This window comes from Acinetobacter puyangensis (assembly GCF_900096995.1).
Lineage (GTDB): Bacteria > Pseudomonadota > Gammaproteobacteria > Pseudomonadales > Moraxellaceae > Acinetobacter > Acinetobacter puyangensis.
Window position 1 is genome coordinate 177,047 of the sequence record NZ_OANT01000003.1, and the last position, 16,522, is coordinate 193,568.

General features: G+C 41.1%; 14 protein-coding genes and 1 pseudogene. 7 read left to right on the plus strand and 8 right to left on the minus strand.

Going from position 1 to position 16,522, the window contains the following annotated elements:
• Positions 1–51: 51 nt before the first annotated feature.
• Positions 52–408, minus strand: coding sequence for a RidA family protein (locus tag CRO21_RS07345; RefSeq protein WP_097078679.1), 357 nt, complete (start codon positions 406–408; stop codon positions 52–54).
• Between the two features lie 87 nt (positions 409–495).
• Positions 496–951 carry a DUF441 domain-containing protein gene (locus tag CRO21_RS07350; protein WP_097078680.1) on the minus strand — a complete coding sequence of 152 codons (456 nt, stop codon included), beginning with the start codon at positions 949–951 and terminating at the stop codon, positions 496–498.
• Between the two features lie 455 nt (positions 952–1,406).
• Between CRO21_RS07350 and CRO21_RS07355 the strand changes: the two genes are divergently transcribed.
• Positions 1,407–2,162: a PA3715 family protein gene (locus CRO21_RS07355; protein WP_097078681.1), complete on the plus strand. Its 756-nt coding sequence runs from the start codon at positions 1,407–1,409 to the stop codon at positions 2,160–2,162.
• A gap of 44 nt (positions 2,163–2,206) precedes the next feature.
• On the opposite strand, the gene CRO21_RS07360 is transcribed toward CRO21_RS07355, so the two are convergent.
• Positions 2,207–3,028 (minus strand): exodeoxyribonuclease III, encoded by an 822-nt coding sequence (locus tag CRO21_RS07360; RefSeq protein ID WP_097078682.1) that lies wholly within the window; start codon positions 3,026–3,028, stop codon positions 2,207–2,209.
• A 47-nt stretch (positions 3,029–3,075) separates the two neighbouring features.
• Between CRO21_RS07360 and pyrE the strand changes: the two genes are divergently transcribed.
• The 4 genes from pyrE (at position 3,076) to CRO21_RS07380 (ending at position 8,479) form a co-directional block, all read left to right on the plus strand.
• The gene (pyrE, locus tag CRO21_RS07365; RefSeq protein ID WP_097078683.1) at positions 3,076–3,726 is read left to right on the plus strand and encodes an orotate phosphoribosyltransferase; all 651 of its coding nucleotides are present in this window, start codon (positions 3,076–3,078) and stop codon (positions 3,724–3,726) included.
• Between the two features lie 456 nt (positions 3,727–4,182).
• Positions 4,183–4,452 (plus strand): 30S ribosomal protein S15, encoded by a 270-nt coding sequence (rpsO, locus tag CRO21_RS07370; protein ID WP_087621024.1) that lies wholly within the window; start codon positions 4,183–4,185, stop codon positions 4,450–4,452.
• A gap of 266 nt (positions 4,453–4,718) precedes the next feature.
• Positions 4,719–6,821 carry a polyribonucleotide nucleotidyltransferase gene (gene pnp, locus CRO21_RS07375; RefSeq protein WP_171294010.1) on the plus strand — a complete coding sequence of 701 codons (2,103 nt, stop codon included), beginning with the start codon at positions 4,719–4,721 and terminating at the stop codon, positions 6,819–6,821.
• Positions 6,822–7,168: 347 nt separating this feature from the next.
• A complete protein-coding gene (locus CRO21_RS07380; protein WP_097078685.1) occupies positions 7,169–8,479 on the plus strand; it encodes a dicarboxylate/amino acid:cation symporter in 1,311 nt (436 codons plus the stop codon).
• A gap of 37 nt (positions 8,480–8,516) precedes the next feature.
• Here the strand turns inward: CRO21_RS07380 and CRO21_RS07385 are convergent, their stop codons facing one another.
• The gene (locus CRO21_RS07385) at positions 8,517–8,735 is read right to left on the minus strand and encodes a YdcH family protein (protein WP_097078686.1); all 219 of its coding nucleotides are present in this window, start codon (positions 8,733–8,735) and stop codon (positions 8,517–8,519) included.
• A 521-nt stretch (positions 8,736–9,256) separates the two neighbouring features.
• On the opposite strand from CRO21_RS07385, the gene CRO21_RS07390 reads away from it, so the two are divergent.
• The gene (locus tag CRO21_RS07390) at positions 9,257–10,423 is read left to right on the plus strand and encodes a magnesium transporter CorA family protein (protein ID WP_097078687.1); all 1,167 of its coding nucleotides are present in this window, start codon (positions 9,257–9,259) and stop codon (positions 10,421–10,423) included.
• A 73-nt stretch (positions 10,424–10,496) separates the two neighbouring features.
• On the opposite strand, the gene CRO21_RS07395 is transcribed toward CRO21_RS07390, so the two are convergent.
• The 4 genes from CRO21_RS07395 to CRO21_RS07410 form a co-directional block, all read right to left on the minus strand.
• On the minus strand, positions 10,497–10,817 hold the full coding sequence (locus tag CRO21_RS07395; RefSeq protein WP_097078688.1) for a chaperone modulator CbpM: 321 nt from the start codon (positions 10,815–10,817) through the stop codon (positions 10,497–10,499).
• 10 nt (positions 10,818–10,827) lie between these two features.
• Positions 10,828–11,778 carry a DnaJ C-terminal domain-containing protein gene (locus CRO21_RS07400; protein WP_097078689.1) on the minus strand — a complete coding sequence of 317 codons (951 nt, stop codon included), beginning with the start codon at positions 11,776–11,778 and terminating at the stop codon, positions 10,828–10,830.
• Positions 11,779–11,955: 177 nt separating this feature from the next.
• On the minus strand, positions 11,956–12,828 hold the full coding sequence (hslO, locus tag CRO21_RS07405) for an Hsp33 family molecular chaperone HslO (RefSeq protein WP_097078690.1): 873 nt from the start codon (positions 12,826–12,828) through the stop codon (positions 11,956–11,958).
• A 55-nt stretch (positions 12,829–12,883) separates the two neighbouring features.
• Positions 12,884–14,722, minus strand: coding sequence for a monovalent cation:proton antiporter-2 (CPA2) family protein (locus tag CRO21_RS07410; protein ID WP_097078691.1), 1,839 nt, complete (start codon positions 14,720–14,722; stop codon positions 12,884–12,886).
• Positions 14,723–15,180: 458 nt separating this feature from the next.
• Here CRO21_RS07410 and CRO21_RS07415 point away from each other — a divergent pair.
• A pseudogene (locus CRO21_RS07415) lies at positions 15,181–16,410 on the plus strand (acyl-CoA dehydrogenase family protein); the annotation flags it as partial.
• Positions 16,411–16,522: the final 112 nt, after the last annotated feature.

Consider the following 16,522-nt stretch of genomic DNA (forward strand, 5'->3'; position numbering starts at 1 on the left):
CAAGTGCTTTGACGTCAAAATACCAAGATGTTTTGCGTCAATATATCGCGATTATTTGGCTACAGCTGCAATCACTGTAATCTCAACCAGCACTTGAGGATGATAAAGTTTTGCCTCCACACAGGTACGTGGTGGTGCTTTAACATCTTTAAGCCAGTCATCCCAAATCTGATTCATAGCATCATAATCATCATCAATATGTTTAAGGTAGATTGTTGCAGAGAGAATATGCGCTTTATTGCTGCCGGCATCCTGCAAAAATTGATCAATGGTTGCTAGTGTTTCTTTGGTTTGCTGGATGATATCGCCCGTAAAATCAGTGGCAAGCTGGCCTGCAAGATAAACTGTGCCTTGATGGACGGTCGCTTCACTAAAGCGTTGAGTTGTGTGTAAATGTTGGATGGTCATTACGGTATGAATCATAAAAAATATAGAAAATATGATAAAAGAAATAATTGCCCTTATAAATCTTTATCTATATTAATTTTTAAAATGCTATTTCCAGATCAGTAAGGACAGAATTCCTGCCGCAATTAATGGGCCTACCGGAACGCCGCGTAAAAAAGCAACGCCAAGTATTGTCCCCACCAGTAATCCGGTCACAATCATCGGTTCTTGTGTCATCAGATGTGCGCCACGTCCACCTAACCATGCAACCAGAAGTCCAACGATGACGGCAACAAAGGTTTTCCAGTGGGTAAACACCTGTATTAAATCTTCGGTCTGGATTTTCCCACTGATCAGTGGTGAGAGCACGCCGATGGTGAGAATCACAATACCCAGCTTTAAACCATATTGTTCAATAAACGGAGCATACTGCACCAAAGGTGTTTGCTGAATTAGAAGCAGTATACACGCTGCAATCGTCACCGAATTGTTATTGCCAATAATACCGAGCGCAATAAACAGCAGTAATAACAGTGAGATTGAATGAGTGGCTAAAAAAGACATAAGACGATCACAGAAAAATGCTAGAGTGGGCAAATGTTGCCATAGTGCAGTTTATCGTGTTTTCGGTGAGAACAACAATCTGAATGAGCCCTGTAAAATCATGTAGAGGTACAAACAATACTTTACAGGACAATCAAATGATTTAAGCAATCGGGTTTAGGCTTAAATACCACTTACATCGGATAAAATACAAGCACAATAAGTTTACGCTTTTTTTAGCAAAAATCCAGTCTTTGTCTGTTTAGATGATGGAAGATTTGAGTTTTTGTTCAATAAATTTTGATGCGGTTTGATCAAGCAACCATATCGAAAATGCCACGTACACAAAAATTAAAAAATAGTCTTTTATGATGTGAATATAAAGATGCACTAAAAGAAATGGCATGCTAAATTAAGATCTGCTGATAATTTATTCAATAAATTGTGGTTGTACATAAAAATAGATGAGTATATCAATGAAAGTCATTCCTTTTATTCTACTGGCTAGCTGTATGATGTTCTCCAATACAAGTATGGCAAATCTTTGCCAGTTGCCTGTGGATATTCAATATATTCTAGAGCATCAACAGGTTCACCAAGAGGAACAGCAAAATCTGGTGGCATGCAGCAGCATGCCTGGTCAAAAAGGGGTAACATTGTTGGCAGCCGCCCATAAACTGACATTTGACAGTGAGTTTGATTATGACTTTCAAATCATATTTCTGGCAATCAATGATCAAACCCGAAAAGTACTTTGGCGCTATCAGGATCCTACGATTTATATTTCTGATGCTGTGGGCTTATATCAGATTCGTCTGGATACAGCCCCTTATCGATTAAATACCAAACTTCGTGCTGTCGGGCTGCGTATCAGCTATCGAGGTGCTTCACGTGTTAATCCGTATCATCCCACAACCCTAAATCTTTATGATTTGACCCGGAAGCGAAAATTGCTTGATCAATTGGTAGTGGTGAAAGACAGTGGAGAGTGGGACGGGAACTGTTACGGTGAATGGTATAATCAAAAATCCAGTATTCAGGTGCTGAAAAAACAGCATAATGGTTTTGCCGATTTACAAGTTAAAACCAATATGAAAAATCAAAGCAGTCAGGAAACTTTTGATCGCTGTACAACACAAAATGGAAAACAGTGGCAGGAAAGTTTTGTGTTGAAATTTGATGGACAACAGTATCAAATACCGGGAAAATATCGGCAGGAATATCAATATTAATATTCAGGTTATGCAAACGCATAACCTGAAAAACGTGCGTTTGACTAGGCAATTTTATAATCAATAATCACTGGCGCATGATCGCTAAACCATTGTTCTTTATATACCCATGCATTGACTGTACGGTCTTTCCAGTCAGGTGAGCAGGCCTGATAATCAATTCGCCAACCAACATTCTTGGCGCGGGCTTGTCCACGATTTGACCACCAGGAATATAATTCTGCTTCTTCACGTACTACACGGAAAGTATCTACATAACCTAATTCATCGTAGATATGATCCAGCCACGCACGTTCATGTGGTAAACAGCCGGACGATTTCTGATTACCCGACCAGTTTTTAATATCAATCCGTTTATGCACAATGTTGTAATCACCACAGACAATGATAGAACGATTTTGATCCCGCCATTGCTTTAACAATTGTTGATATTGTTCTAGGAAATGATCTTTACGGACCTGTGCTTCTTCACCCGATGAGCCGGATGGCAAATATAAAGAGGCAATTTCTACCGGTTTTTCCAAGCCAACATCGAACGAGGCAACGGTAAAGCGACCCTGCGTATCGGCCAGATCAAAACCCAATCCATCCTGAATATGCAAAAACGGTAATCTGCTATAAATTGCTGTGCCGGCATAACCTGCACGTTCGGCGGGGAATAGATGTGCATACCAGCCTTCGGGCTTAAAGGCATCAGTCCATTGATGATCGCTGATACGGGTTTCTTGCATACAAATAACATCAGCTTCGGATTGTTCAATCCATTCAAACAGACCTTTTTTATGAGAAGAACGTAGTCCATTGACGTTAATTGAAACCACACGAAGAATTTTTACATCACGCGGATAGTGATCCTTTGGTATCATGCGCAGGTTAAACCTCATTTTGTTATTTCAAAGATACGGAGCATAGCATGACCACGACAACTACATTTAATCCACAAGCATTTATCGATTTGGCATTGTCACGTGGTGTGCTTAAGTTTGGAGAGTTTACTTTAAAATCGGGTCGTGTGAGTCCTTATTTTTTTAATGCAGGCCTATTAAATGATGGTGAAGCCTTGTCATTACTAGCGCAAGGCTATGCCGACCAATTAATCAATTGTGAGCACGTAGATGTGATTTTTGGCCCAGCCTATAAAGGTATTCCGTTCGTCGCAGCGACCGCAGTCGCATTGATGCAGCATCATCAAAAAAGTGTGCCGTGGGGTTTTAATCGCAAAGAAGCCAAAGATCATGGTGAAGGTGGCGTGTTGGTTGGTGCTGCGGTTGCGGGTAAAAAAGTCTGGATTATTGATGACGTGATTACTGCGGGTACAGCCATTCGTGAAGTGGTGAATATTCTTAAACATGCCGGTGCGGAAATTGCTGGTGTATTGGTGGCACTGGATCGTCAGGAACGTGGACAGGGTGAATTATCTGCCATTCAGGAAGTTCAAAAAGAACTGGATATTCCTGTACATGCATTGATTAGCATGAAAGATTTAATGGATTATCTTGATGCAAAAGGGGAAGCACAGGCACTTGCAGCAATGCAGGCTTATCGTGCGCAATATGGTATTTAAATCATTACTTATGCCCGCCTATGGTGTCAATCATGCCTGTTTGTAAGAAATGACGTACACATCAATAGGCTTTTTACTCTATGCAGAATTCGGATCACAATATAGGATATATTAAACGCAAAAACTAAATAGATATTTTAGTATATCTAAAGAGTTGTGTGATTCTAAAAATAAATAACAATAACAGCGCAGCTCGAACCTAAATATGCAAATATTTAGGTTCTATTTTTTTACCTTTATTTTAACCAAAATGTCATTGCGCCATGCCATGATCCTGTCCAAATGAGCAGACGATATCTTCTATCTCAAGCCAGTTGAATTTTAGCTTTTGCATTCATGGCTAAATTCATTTAAAATAGTGCGCTTGCTGTAGTGATGCACGGCAAAAGTTTTTCTGGAATAGGAAAACTTAATCTTATCGCTTCTATTGAATTTTTAAGCATCTCGGAGAAAACGATGGCTTTAACTAACGAACAACGTGCAGAAATCATTGCAAAATTTGCACGCGCTGAAAACGATACTGGTTCACCAGAAGTGCAAGTTGCATTATTAAGTGCACAAATCAATGATTTACAAGGTCACTTCAAAACGCATAAACACGACCATCATAGTCGTCGTGGTTTGATCCGTATGGTAAACCAACGTCGTAAACTGCTTGACTACTTAAATGGTAAAGATCACGCACGTTATACAGCTTTGATCGGTGCATTAGGTTTACGTCGTTAATACCTAAAAGTAATACATTGATGCTAGGTGTTTTACCAAATTCATTATATTGTATTACTGCTGTGCTTAAGTTAGCTATGGTGATATGAGAAGGGGCGATTATGCCTCTTCTTTTTGTGTTAAAACTTGTGAAAGACTGGTAAGAAGCGGCTTCTAAGCTTTGTCATCACATCCCATCATTTGCTTAAAAATGATGTTGTGGATGGAATGCCAAACCTTAGGGGCCTTCAGCCAGCATAAAATTTAGGAAACAATAATACATGTCAATGTTTAATATCATTCGTAAAGAATTCCAATATGGTCAACATACCGTCGTACTTGAAACAGGTCGTGTGGCGCGTCAGGCAAAATCTGTTGTCATCACCATGGGTGGTGTCACTGTGCTGGTTGCTGTGGTTGCACAACCGACTGCAAAAGCAGGTCAGGATTTCTTTCCATTAACTGTGAATTATCAGGAAAAACAATATGCTGCTGGGCGTATCCCTGGTGGTTATGGTAAGCGTGAAGGTCGTGCTTCAGAGGCCGAGACTTTGATTTCTCGCCTGATTGACCGTCCAATTCGTCCATTGTTCCCGGAAGGCTATTACAACGAAATTCAGGTGACTGCAACCGTTGTATCTTCTGATAAAACCATGGATGCCGATATTGCAGCAATGCTGGGTACTTCGGCTGCGCTAGCGATTGCCGGTACACCGTTCCGTGGTCCGATTGCAGCAGCGCGTGTTGGTGTGATCAATGGTGAATATGTTTTAAACCCAAACTATGAACAACTCAAAGAATCTGACCTTGACCTTGTGGTTGCCGGTACAGATACTGCGGTATTAATGGTTGAGTCTGAAGCAAAAGAACTGTCTGAAGATCAAATGCTAGGTGCAGTTTTGTTTGGTCATGACGAAATGCAAATTGCTGTACAAGCGATTAAAGAATTTGCTGCTGCCGCAGGTGCGGTGCAATCTGACTGGGTTGCACCAGTGCATAACGAAGAATTGCGTGAGAAATTAAAACAATCTTTTGAAGCCAAAATTTCTGAAGCCTACACCATTGCAGAAAAACAGGATCGTTATGCAGCACTCGATGCATTACATGCCGAAGCAGTTGCACAGTTCGTTCCAGAAGAAGATGTAGATGGTGTTGCAGACGAAGTGGATTTTCTGTTTGAAGATCTAAAATATCGTACCGTGCGTGACAATATCCTGTCAGGCAAACCACGTATTGATGGTCGTGATACCAAAACTGTGCGTCAACTCGATGTACAGGTGGGTGTCTTGCCGCGTACCCATGGTTCTGCATTGTTTACCCGTGGTGAAACACAAGCCTTGGTTACCGCAACATTGGGTAATACCCGTGATGCCTTGATGGTCGATACATTATCAGGTACAAAAACTGATAATTTCATGTTGCACTATAATTTCCCTGCATATTCTGTCGGTGAAACAGGTCGTGAATCTGGACCAAAACGTCGTGAGATTGGTCATGGTCGTTTGGCTCGTCGTGGTGTATATGCGGTATTGCCACCAGTTGATCGTTTCCCATACGTCCTTCGTATCGTATCTGATATTACCGAATCGAATGGTTCATCTTCTATGGCATCTGTTTGTGGTGCATCTTTGGCATTGATGGATGCTGGTGTGCCGCTGAAAGCACCTGTCGCAGGGATCGCTATGGGGCTGGTTAAAGAAGGCGATCGTTTTGCCGTATTATCCGACATTCTGGGTGATGAAGATCATCTTGGTGATATGGACTTTAAAGTTGCCGGTTCTGCCAATGGTATTACTGCACTGCAAATGGACATCAAGATCGAAGGGATTACCGAAGAAATTATGGAAGTGGCACTGAATCAGGCATTTGCAGGTCGTATGCATATCCTGAACGAAATGAATAAAGTTATTTCTCGTGCACGTCCAGAAATCAATATGTTTGCACCAACATTCCAAGTGATTAATATCAATCCAGATAAGATTCGTGACGTGATTGGTAAGGGTGGTGCGACAATCCGTTCTATCACGGAAGAGACAGGTGCAGCGATTGATATCGAAGACAATGGTACTGTTCGTGTCTTTGGTGAGTCGAAAGCCTCTGCAAGTGCTGCGGTTGCCAAGATTCAAGCACTGACCGCAGAGATCGAACCAGGTAAAATCTACACAGGTAAAGTGATTCGTATTGTGGAATTTGGTGCATTTGTAAATATTATGCCGGGAACGGATGGTCTATTACATATTTCGCAAATTTCCAATGAACGTATTGCCAATGTGTCTGATGTCTTAACCGAAGGTCAGGAATTACAGGTTCAGGTACAGGATGTCGATAATCGTGGTCGTATTAAGCTCACGCTGAAAGATATCCCACAACTTGGACAAGTTCAAACCTAAGGACAAACTGCATCAATTATAAAGTTTCTTTGTAATATTTTGATGCAATATTTTTATTAAGTGCCGATTTATTGTTTAAATAAATCGGCGCTTTTTTTTGCCTTTATTTGTTTAATATAATTTATTATCTGTATGTTTTGTAAGTATTATTTTTATTAAAAATAATGAAAATATATTGATGTAGACTTAAGTGTGAGCTATTAGACATTAGTCTAGTTTTGTACTATCGGTGTTAAAATCACGTAAAATTCAGCAGATTTTTTTACACACCCACTTTCCCCTCATCGCAATAAACTGCACGACTTTTTGTATGCAAGGGAAAGAATTTTTTGAAAAAGGTGCATAAGATGCATATAGATGTTTCTTCAACGGGAGATCAGACCCCGAAAAAGCCACAAAAATTTTATCAAATTCTTTATGTGCAGGTTGTTTTTGCGATTGTAGCGGGGATTTTGCTGGGTCATTTTTATCCAGAGATTGGTGAGAGCTTAAAGCCACTTGGTGATGCCTTTATTAAGCTGGTGAAAATGATTATTGCCCCAGTGATCTTCTTAACTGTGGTCACGGGTATTGCCGGCATGAAAAATATCGGCAGTGTTGGCCGTGTCACCGGCAAGGCAATGATTTACTTTTTGACATTCTCAACGCTGGCACTGGTGATTGGTTTGGTGGTTGCCAATGTTGTTGAACCGGGTAGTGGCTTGAATATTGATCCAAGTACACTGCACAGTGACAAGGTAGATGAATATGCGGCTAAGGCGCATGAATCCACCATTACCGGCTTTTTGATGAATATCATTCCGGATACTTTGGTGAGCCCATTTGTCTCTGGTCAGATTCTGCAAGTGCTTTTTGTCGCGGTATTATTCGGTTTGGCACTGTCTAGAACCGGTGATCTGGGTCGTCCAATTGTTGAATTCCTACAACAACTGACTTCGCCAGTATTTACATTGGTGGGTATGTTGATGAAGTTTGCACCGATTGGTGCATTCGGGGCAATGGCATTTACCATTGGTAAATATGGTATTGGTTCAATTGGTAATTTGATGCTGTTGATTGCGACTTTCTATATCACTTCATTACTGTTTATCTTTATCGTACTGGGTGCTGTTGCACGCTACAATGGTTTTTCCATTCTCAATTTGATTCGTTATATCAAAGAAGAATTATGGCTGGTACTGGGTACCAGTTCTTCAGAAGCTGCTTTACCATCGCTGATGGCGAAAATGGAAAAAGCAGGCTGTGAAAAATCTGTGGTCGGTCTGGTGATCCCGACAGGTTATTCATTTAACCTAGACGGTACCAATATCTATATGACGCTGGCAGCACTATTTATTGCCCAAGCCTGTAATATTGAGCTTACCTTGATGCAGGAAATCACCATCTTGCTGGTTGCAATGCTAAGCTCAAAAGGTGCGGCAGGGATTACCGGTGCTGGCTTTATTACCCTTGCGGCCACCTTATCCGTTGTTCCGGATATCCCGGTTGCAGGTATGGCATTGATTCTGGGGATTGACCGGTTTATGTCTGAATGTCGTGCATTGACCAATCTGGTCGGAAATGCCTGTGCAACGATTGTTGTTGCACGATGGGATAATGCACTGGACAAGGAACAGCTTGATCGTACCCTGAAACAGCATAACGTCACACATGACTAAAGTAAGAAATAAGAAAGCTGCCAGATGGCAGCTTTTTTTATGCTTGGTCGGCTCGCTTTAGCATGACATACAGTTCATCTTTTAATTTTAGCTTTTGTCTTTTCAGTGTCTCAATATCATCAAGACCACTGGTGACAGGACTTTGTTCGAGGCGAATGATTTCATGATCAATCGCATTATGTTCATCAAATACTTTGGAAAAATGGGCATCTTCCTGTTTTAATTTGCTAATCAAAGTACGGTATTCCGGAAACATATTTTCACCTGCTTGTTGTTAAAACTGGGGTCTGTTGACATTTCATAAATGGATTGCGTTGTAGGCTAAAATTTCATCAGACTAGGCATGAAACGCAGGTAATGGTGGTTCCATTATCAAGTTTTATAACGAAGTATGAGGGAATTTTAGCCCCAACCTTTCAGGACAGGGTTGTTTTTTGACGCTACATCGTTATGAATAGTTCATTTAGAATAACTAAATTTCACTATTCATGTCTTGTATCGCCTAAAAAACGACCTCTGTCGCAAACATAGACGAAACGTCAACAGACCCTATCTTTTCAATTTTATTATCAGCTTATTTGGCAGAATTACGAGTCTATTGTGTAAACAGATCGTTCAATTTTATCCCTTAAAAGTTGTATGGCTTTATGCTATACTATGACAGCAAAATTAAACATGACTAACAATAAAAATCAGTTATAGTGATTTTAAGCGATCATTTAAATAACAATCGGATACCTGTTTTCTTATCCTTCATTATGAGCCTTTAATGCAGACATGAAACAATATTATTTTTATATTCATTCAGAATCGCAGACGATTTTCTTAAGTTCCAAACCTTTGGAAAATAAGCAACTGGTCTTTGTCTGGCTGGAGTGTACGCTGGAGGATCTGGTACATCCTGAACAATGGCAGCAGCAAGTCTATGAAAAAACCCATTTGATGATCAATGAATATCATATCGAAGATATTTGCAATATAGATCATCCTTCCAATTACGATACTACGGAAGATTATGATCTGTTGATCTTTCGCAAATTGGTCACACCTGAAGATGGTTTTGCCAAAGTATCATTGCCTGATCATGATGAAAAAATTAAAACATTTAATCCATCCGAACTATTAACCACGCCGATGAGTTTCTGTATTTCTCCTTCTTATTTGATCAGTATAAGAGATACAAATAATTTGGCGACCAAACAATATGTAGATCGTTTAAACAATATGCTGAATAAGGATATCAGCCAATTGGGAAAAAATATTCGCTTGCCCAGTTCACCTTTGGATCTGACCTTACGCTTGTTAAATATCGTGATAGATCGTTATCTGGATATTCGCTTACCTTTAACTCAGCGGGTGACATTTTGGCAAAATCAGTTATTACAAAGCTCGGCCAGATTTACCCAATGGCAGGATCTGTTTCAGGAAAATATGGCCTTACAGCAAATTGAATATTTGTGTGAGGAACAAATTGATGTGTTGCAAGAACTGCGTGATGATATTATGGAAAACCAAAGCCAGTTAACTGGTGAATTTTCCTTGGAAAGTCAGGATATTACACTGGTACGTGTGCATGATTTATTAAGTCATGTAGAGCGGGTACAAAAACACGTCTCCCGTCTGGAAGCAATGATTAAAACGGCGATAGATTTGCACTTTTCAGCTATTGCCAATCAAACCAACGAAAATATGCGCATTTTAGCCATTATTACCGCGATCTTCTCGCCACTTACCTTGCTCACGGGAATTTATGGGATGAACTTTGAGGTCATTCCCGGTTTAAAAAATCCGTATGGCTTTTGGTTGATGGTGATGACGATGATTTTAACTACATTGATCCTGATGTATATTTTTAGACGTAAACGCCTCATGGGTACCAGTCAGCGTAGTATTACCGAGTTATTATCGCAAAACCAAAGTCTGGATATTAAAAATATTAAATAAACACCCAACACGGTGCGTGTTGGGTGAAAAATATATATTTCAATGATGAGTCTTTTTACAAAGACAAATGAACTTATCTGATTTTTTTACGAAGATGCTGAACTTCATCAATCAGATCCAACATGACTGCAACTGCACGAAAACTGGCATCGAAATCACGTTGCAGGCGATAAGCCCGGCGTGCGCGGGCCAGATCTTCGCCTAGGAATTGATGGTGTTTCGGATCGTTTGTAGGACTAGACAAAATATCATATTCAAATAGTTGAAAGACCCAGGATTCATCCTGTCCGCAGGCTTGAACAAACTGGATAAAGTTCAAGCTACTGTGTTGATCCACAATTTCACTGTCACAAACATGTGGAATCTGGATCTCACGAATGGTGATTTTACTCATGGGAAACTCCTTATGCTCGTGGATTATAGGCGTTAAACGCTTGGGCTAACTGTTGATAGGCTTGTTTTTGTTCGTCATTTTGTGCAGTAGGCAGCACAATATTGATGATCAGGTATAAATTACCGGCTTCTTTGCTATTGGGAATACCTTTACCTTTTAAGCGTAATTGTTGGCCATTTTTGGCATTGGTTGGTAAGTTGATTTGTAAACGACCTGCCGGGGTATTCACTTCAACTTGTTCGCCCAGTGCAGCCTCCCAAGGGCTGACATCAACCGTAGCATAAACATCTGCATCTTCAACATAAAGACGTTTATCTTCTTTGTACTGAATTTCAATATAAAGATCACCGGCTTTACCTCCATTGACGCCGGCCTGCCCCTGTCCGGACAAACGAATTTGCTGGCCTTCTTTCATGCCTTTTGGAATTTTGACCTGTAAGGTTTTACGCTGAATTTCAGCTTCGCCATGGGCATTATAGGTTGGAATTTGCAGGGTGATCTGTTGTGTGGTGCCGGTATAGGCAACGTCTAAATCCACTTCAATTTTTGCATGTTGATCTTCACCCTGAAAACTCTGTTGCTGGCGACGACTGCCACTACCACCAAAACCTGCGCCAAAGCGACCAAATAGATCTTCAAAACCACTGAAATCTGCGTGTTCACCGCCGCCCGTGCTTTGACGATAAAATTGTGCGCCATCAAAGCCGCCTTGTCCTTGCGCCCCTTGTCCAAAGCCGGCAAAACCTTGTGGATTATCCAGCATCTGATCATATTCAGCTTTTTTTTCGGGATGACTCAAGGTATCGTAAGCCACATTGATGGCTTGCATTTTTTCCTCGGCATCGGCTTCTTTGCTGACATCGGGATGGTATTTTCGGGCAAGTTTACGATAACTTTTTTTGATTTCCTCGGCACTGGCATAACGGTCAACGCCAAGGGCTTGATAATAATTTTCTGCCATAATTTATATTCTCTATTTAATGTTCGTTTGACGTTAAATATGGGGGTGTATCTATTATTTTAAAGCATCAATGTTTGGTAAATAGATAAAATCACAAAAAATAACCCTGAATCTGGAGGGTGATTCAGGGCAAGAGAAAAATCAAGGCTTCGCCATCATGTGATCAAGCAATTACGATTAACTGACATGTCGTCCAAATAATCCCAATGCTTCTTCTGCGCTAAAGGTATATCTGCTGTTACAGAACTGACAATGCATTTCTATCGGGTTTTGCTCAAGCAGGGTTTCCTGAACTGCTTCTTCACCAATTTGGATCAAAGCATTGGCACAACGTTGTTTGGAACAGGTACAACCAAAACTCAGGACTTCACTGTCTGGTAAACGCACATCTTCTTCATTATACAAACGATAAAGAATTTCTTGAGCGGGCAGGGAAATCAATTCTTCTGCTTTTAAGGTTTCAGTCAACATGGTTAAACGCGGCCATAAATCCTGATCAACGCTTTCCTGTTCTTCCTCGGTACGGGGTAAAAGCTGGATGAGCAAACCACCTGCCGATTCTTCAGAACTTGCCAATACAATTCGGGTTGGGATTTGTGCGGACAAATCATAGTATTGCACCAGACATTGCGCCAATGTGGCATGTTCAAGCGGAACAATGCCCTGATAGCGTTCGCCCACATCGGGTTCAATGTTGATAAATAATACGCCGCCAACCAAATTGGATAAGGCCACACGGCTATCGGCCGCTTCTAAAAAGCGTGGGTCCTGTTCAAATTCTGCCAACGCACGCACTTCACCCAGATGATTACACTCGGCCATGGCCCATTTCAATGTACCAGTACTCTGGATTTGTATGCTTAAACGTCCCTTAATTTTTAAAGTACTCGCCAATAGACTGCTGGCAACCAGCATTTCCCCCAACAGCACTTTAATGGCTTGCGGGTAATCTCGTTGTGCCAAAATTGTTTTTAGCGCTTGTTTTAAATGCACAACTTCACCACGAACAGGACAATCATGGATATAAAAGCGTTGGCGGATATCAGACATAAATTTCTCCATTTAGGCTTTATATAGTGGCAAATCAAAAAATCTCAAGTCTTTATTATGCCGATGGATCAGAGGTTCGGGGTTGATCCGGATTGCCAGATGATGTTTCTTCAACCTGATTTTTTTCCTGTACAAATTCATCATTTTCAAACAGATTTTCAAGTTCATGCAGCATATCGCGATTGGATTCAAGCAATTTTTGCGGATCGGCATAGATGCCTTGCTGGCGTTGTAACAGTTGTTCATCATACTCAAAAAATTGTTGAATATGTTTTTTGGCAAGTTGAGGATCTGTACCGAGTGAGAGCAGTATTTGTTCACCCATGGCAAGTGCCGATAGATACGTTTCCCGCCAGATATGCGTAATGCCGAGTTCACGTAATAAATACACATGATGACGATCGCGTGCCCGTGCCAGAATAGGCAGTTCCGGATGATACAGGCGAACATGACGTGCGATATTCATCGAATCTTCTACATCATCAATGGCAAGGACCAGTAAACGTGCCGAAGATAATCCGGCGGAATGTAAAATTTCCGGAACAGTTGCATCGCCATAATAGACTTTGCCACCATATTTACGGACAAAATCAATATTGTCGATATTATTATCAATGGCGGTAAAGCGAACATGATGTAAATGGGCAATACGGGAAACAATTTGTCCGAAGCGGCCAAAACCGGCAACCACGATATGATTTTCATGTTGCGGTATTTCATCGTATTGTTTGGCTTGTTCATGTTTGGCAAATACAGGTTCAATCCAGCGATCCAGAATGGCAAATAATGCTGGGGTTAGCATCATGGAAAAAGTCACGATCAGCGTGAGTGGTGCCAGCATGGCAGCGCTAATCATTTTCTCTGATGCGGCGACACTAAACACCACAAAGGCAAATTCACCGCCTTGCGCCAATGCAACACCAAGACGAAAGCTATTGGCGAGGCTATGCTTTCGCAAATAGGCAATTAAAGTGACGCAAAGCAGCTTGATCAGGATCAGGGCAAACGTACCGGCAACAATCAACAGGGGGTGTTCGATAATAATATTCAGACTGATGCCCATGCCGACGGTCATAAAGAATAGACCGAGTAATAAGCCTTTAAAGGGTTGAATACTGCCTTCCAGTTCGTGACGAAATTCGGAATCTGCCAGTAAGACACCTGTTAAAAATGCGCCTAAGGTTGTACTGATGCCAATCGCATCCATGAGCACCACCACTGCCAGTACAATGAATAAACCGACCGCAGTGAGTAATTCGGTTGCACCGCTTTTTGCCACAAAGCGAAACAGGGGACGTAAAATATAACGGCTAAATAAAAACAAACCTGAAAATGTTGCAATCACTGCGGCAAAATAGGCAATGCCATGATGTGCGCCCTGATGACCTGCGAGCAATGGAATCAATGCCAATAACACCATTGCTGCGATATCTTGAAACAGTAAAATGGCAAAGGATTGTTGTCCGTAAAAGCTTTTTAATTGTTGTCGATCCCGCAGTAATTGCAAGACAAAGGCTGTAGAAGATAAGGCCAGCGCAAAGCCGACCACAAAACTGGCCGAAAAGGAAAAGGGCAGAAATAACCATAACAGTAGCATCAGCACACTGCCTGTTACCGCCATTTGCAAGCCACCCAGCACAAAGATGGATTGACGCATGTGCCAGAGCCGTTGCGGACGCAGTTCCAGACCAATCAGGAACATCAGCATGATGACCCCATATTCAGCCAGTTTCATAATCTCGTCAGGATCATTGGCGATATTGAATACACTAGGGCCAAGCAAAATACCGGTAAACAAATATCCCAAAACGGTCGGGATACCAATACGTTTGCCGAATGGCACCAGAATCAGCGCCGCAGCAATAAAAATAGTGATTTGTACGAGCATTGGCATAAGGCATATACGATAAAAATTACATCACTTTTAGTTTACTACGGTTTGCAAGGCTAAAATTCATAAAATCTTTTAAATTAGTCGCGGCATATTGATTGGCAGTAAAAATAATATCTAAAAAATTTTTAGCCCAGAAAATTAACGTAGCGAATGTTGCTGACAAAACATGAGTTCAACAAAGATATCGTATTCAGATGCAAATTATGCTCAATCAATTTTTATAATATTTTGAAAAATATAAAAATTTTAGTTGGCACATAAATTGACAATATCAACTGACAGTTCATTTCGGCTTTGACCATGGTTTGCCGACATTGATGATCCAAAATTATCAGAATCGGTCATGTCCGGATTTAAATCATGGCAAATATCATAAAGAGGAATTTATTACTATGACACAGTCAGGTCATACCACTACGCTTGCGCCAAATCTGAATTTAGATCCAAATACGAGTGGTTGGGGTGAAGCACCTTCTTCCCGTTACGAAACACTTGCACAACATTTTCGTACGGTATTCGCCCGTATTCAGCAACAGGCTTTACAACGGGAAGTTGAGCATATTTTGCCTTTTGAACAGATTCAATGGCTTAAAGAGAGTGGATTTACCCGTTTACGTTTACCAAAACATCATGGTGGCTTTGATGCAACCATTCCTGAATTATTTAAACTCATTAGCGAGCTGGCAGAAGCTGACTCGAATTTACCGCAGATATTAAGGGTACATTTTGGTTTCACCGAAGATATTCTGGTTTCAAAAGATGAAGAATTTAGACAACGTTGGCTAAACAGATTGGCAAAAGGAGAAATTATTGGCAGTGCTTGGTCTGAGGGTGGCAAGGAAGATCAAAATCAATTTCAGACTCATGTGTATAAAGATGAAATAGGTGCAATCCGACTTAGCGGGCAAAAATTTTATACCACGGGGAGTCTGTTTGCGGATTGGATTGAGGTCGGCATCAGTGATTTACAGGGGGAGTCTGCTTCGGTATTGGTCAGCCGGTATGCAGATGGTGTGTCTGTTGTTGATGACTGGAATGGCTTCGGACAGCAGTTGACCGCAAGTGGTACGGCTTTTTTTAATAAGGTGTTGGTAGATGCTCGTGAAATTCTAGCGGATGATGTGCGGTTTAAATATTCGGCAGCATTTTATCAATTGGTGCAATTGGCCATCATCACCGGTGTAGGACGTGGGGCAACACGCCATGTTTCTCAAACGGTGAACAGCAGAACACGTAACTATAGCCATGCCAATTCACAATTTATTAAAAATGATCCGCAAATTTTGCAAATCATTGGACAAATTCGCAGTGCTGCTTATACCGCAGGTGTACTGGTGGAGAAAGTCGCACAAAGTCTGCAACGTACTTATCTTGCAGCACTAGGTGACGATTTATATCACGAACAACAACAAAATGTTTTGGCAGAACTGGAAAGTGCACAGGCGCAATCTGTTATTACCTCTTTATTGTTAAATGCTTCAACCATTTTATTTGATGCACTGGGCGCATCAGCAACGGATAAACGCTTAGGTTTTGATCAGTATTGGCGCAATATCCGGACCTTGTCTTCCCATAATCCTCGAGTGTTCAAAGAACGGATTATCGGTGATTTTAGCGTGAATGGGACATTGCCACCGTATCAATGGCGGATTGGTGACGTTGCTAAAGCAGAGCGCGCTACGGCGTGATCCTCTTCATCGCATATTAAAAATAAAGCTGGCCTATGGTGATTGGTATTCAACCGCAATGATCCATGCCTCGTTTGTCTATTTCTCCCACGAGAAAAGTAATCCATTAAAA

Excerpts from the sequence above, each read along its gene's own strand:
- CRO21_RS07345 (WP_097078679.1), bottom strand. The coding sequence starts at position 408 with ATGACCATCCAACATTTACACACAACTCAACGCTTTAGTGAAGCGACC.
- CRO21_RS07350 (WP_097078680.1), bottom strand. The coding sequence starts at position 951 with ATGTCTTTTTTAGCCACTCATTCAATCTCACTGTTATTACTGCTGTTT.
- CRO21_RS07355 (WP_097078681.1), top strand. The coding sequence starts at position 1,407 with ATGAAAGTCATTCCTTTTATTCTACTGGCTAGCTGTATGATGTTCTCC.
- CRO21_RS07360 (WP_097078682.1), bottom strand. The coding sequence starts at position 3,028 with ATGATACCAAAGGATCACTATCCGCGTGATGTAAAAATTCTTCGTGTG.
- pyrE (WP_097078683.1), top strand. The coding sequence starts at position 3,076 with ATGACCACGACAACTACATTTAATCCACAAGCATTTATCGATTTGGCA.
- rpsO (WP_087621024.1), top strand. The coding sequence starts at position 4,183 with ATGGCTTTAACTAACGAACAACGTGCAGAAATCATTGCAAAATTTGCA.
- pnp (WP_171294010.1), top strand. The coding sequence starts at position 4,719 with ATGTTTAATATCATTCGTAAAGAATTCCAATATGGTCAACATACCGTC.
- CRO21_RS07380 (WP_097078685.1), top strand. The coding sequence starts at position 7,169 with ATGCATATAGATGTTTCTTCAACGGGAGATCAGACCCCGAAAAAGCCA.
- CRO21_RS07385 (WP_097078686.1), bottom strand. The coding sequence starts at position 8,735 with ATGTTTCCGGAATACCGTACTTTGATTAGCAAATTAAAACAGGAAGAT.
- CRO21_RS07390 (WP_097078687.1), top strand. The coding sequence starts at position 9,257 with ATGAAACAATATTATTTTTATATTCATTCAGAATCGCAGACGATTTTC.
- CRO21_RS07395 (WP_097078688.1), bottom strand. The coding sequence starts at position 10,817 with ATGAGTAAAATCACCATTCGTGAGATCCAGATTCCACATGTTTGTGAC.
- CRO21_RS07400 (WP_097078689.1), bottom strand. The coding sequence starts at position 11,778 with ATGGCAGAAAATTATTATCAAGCCCTTGGCGTTGACCGTTATGCCAGT.
- hslO (WP_097078690.1), bottom strand. The coding sequence starts at position 12,828 with ATGTCTGATATCCGCCAACGCTTTTATATCCATGATTGTCCTGTTCGT.
- CRO21_RS07410 (WP_097078691.1), bottom strand. The coding sequence starts at position 14,722 with ATGCCAATGCTCGTACAAATCACTATTTTTATTGCTGCGGCGCTGATT.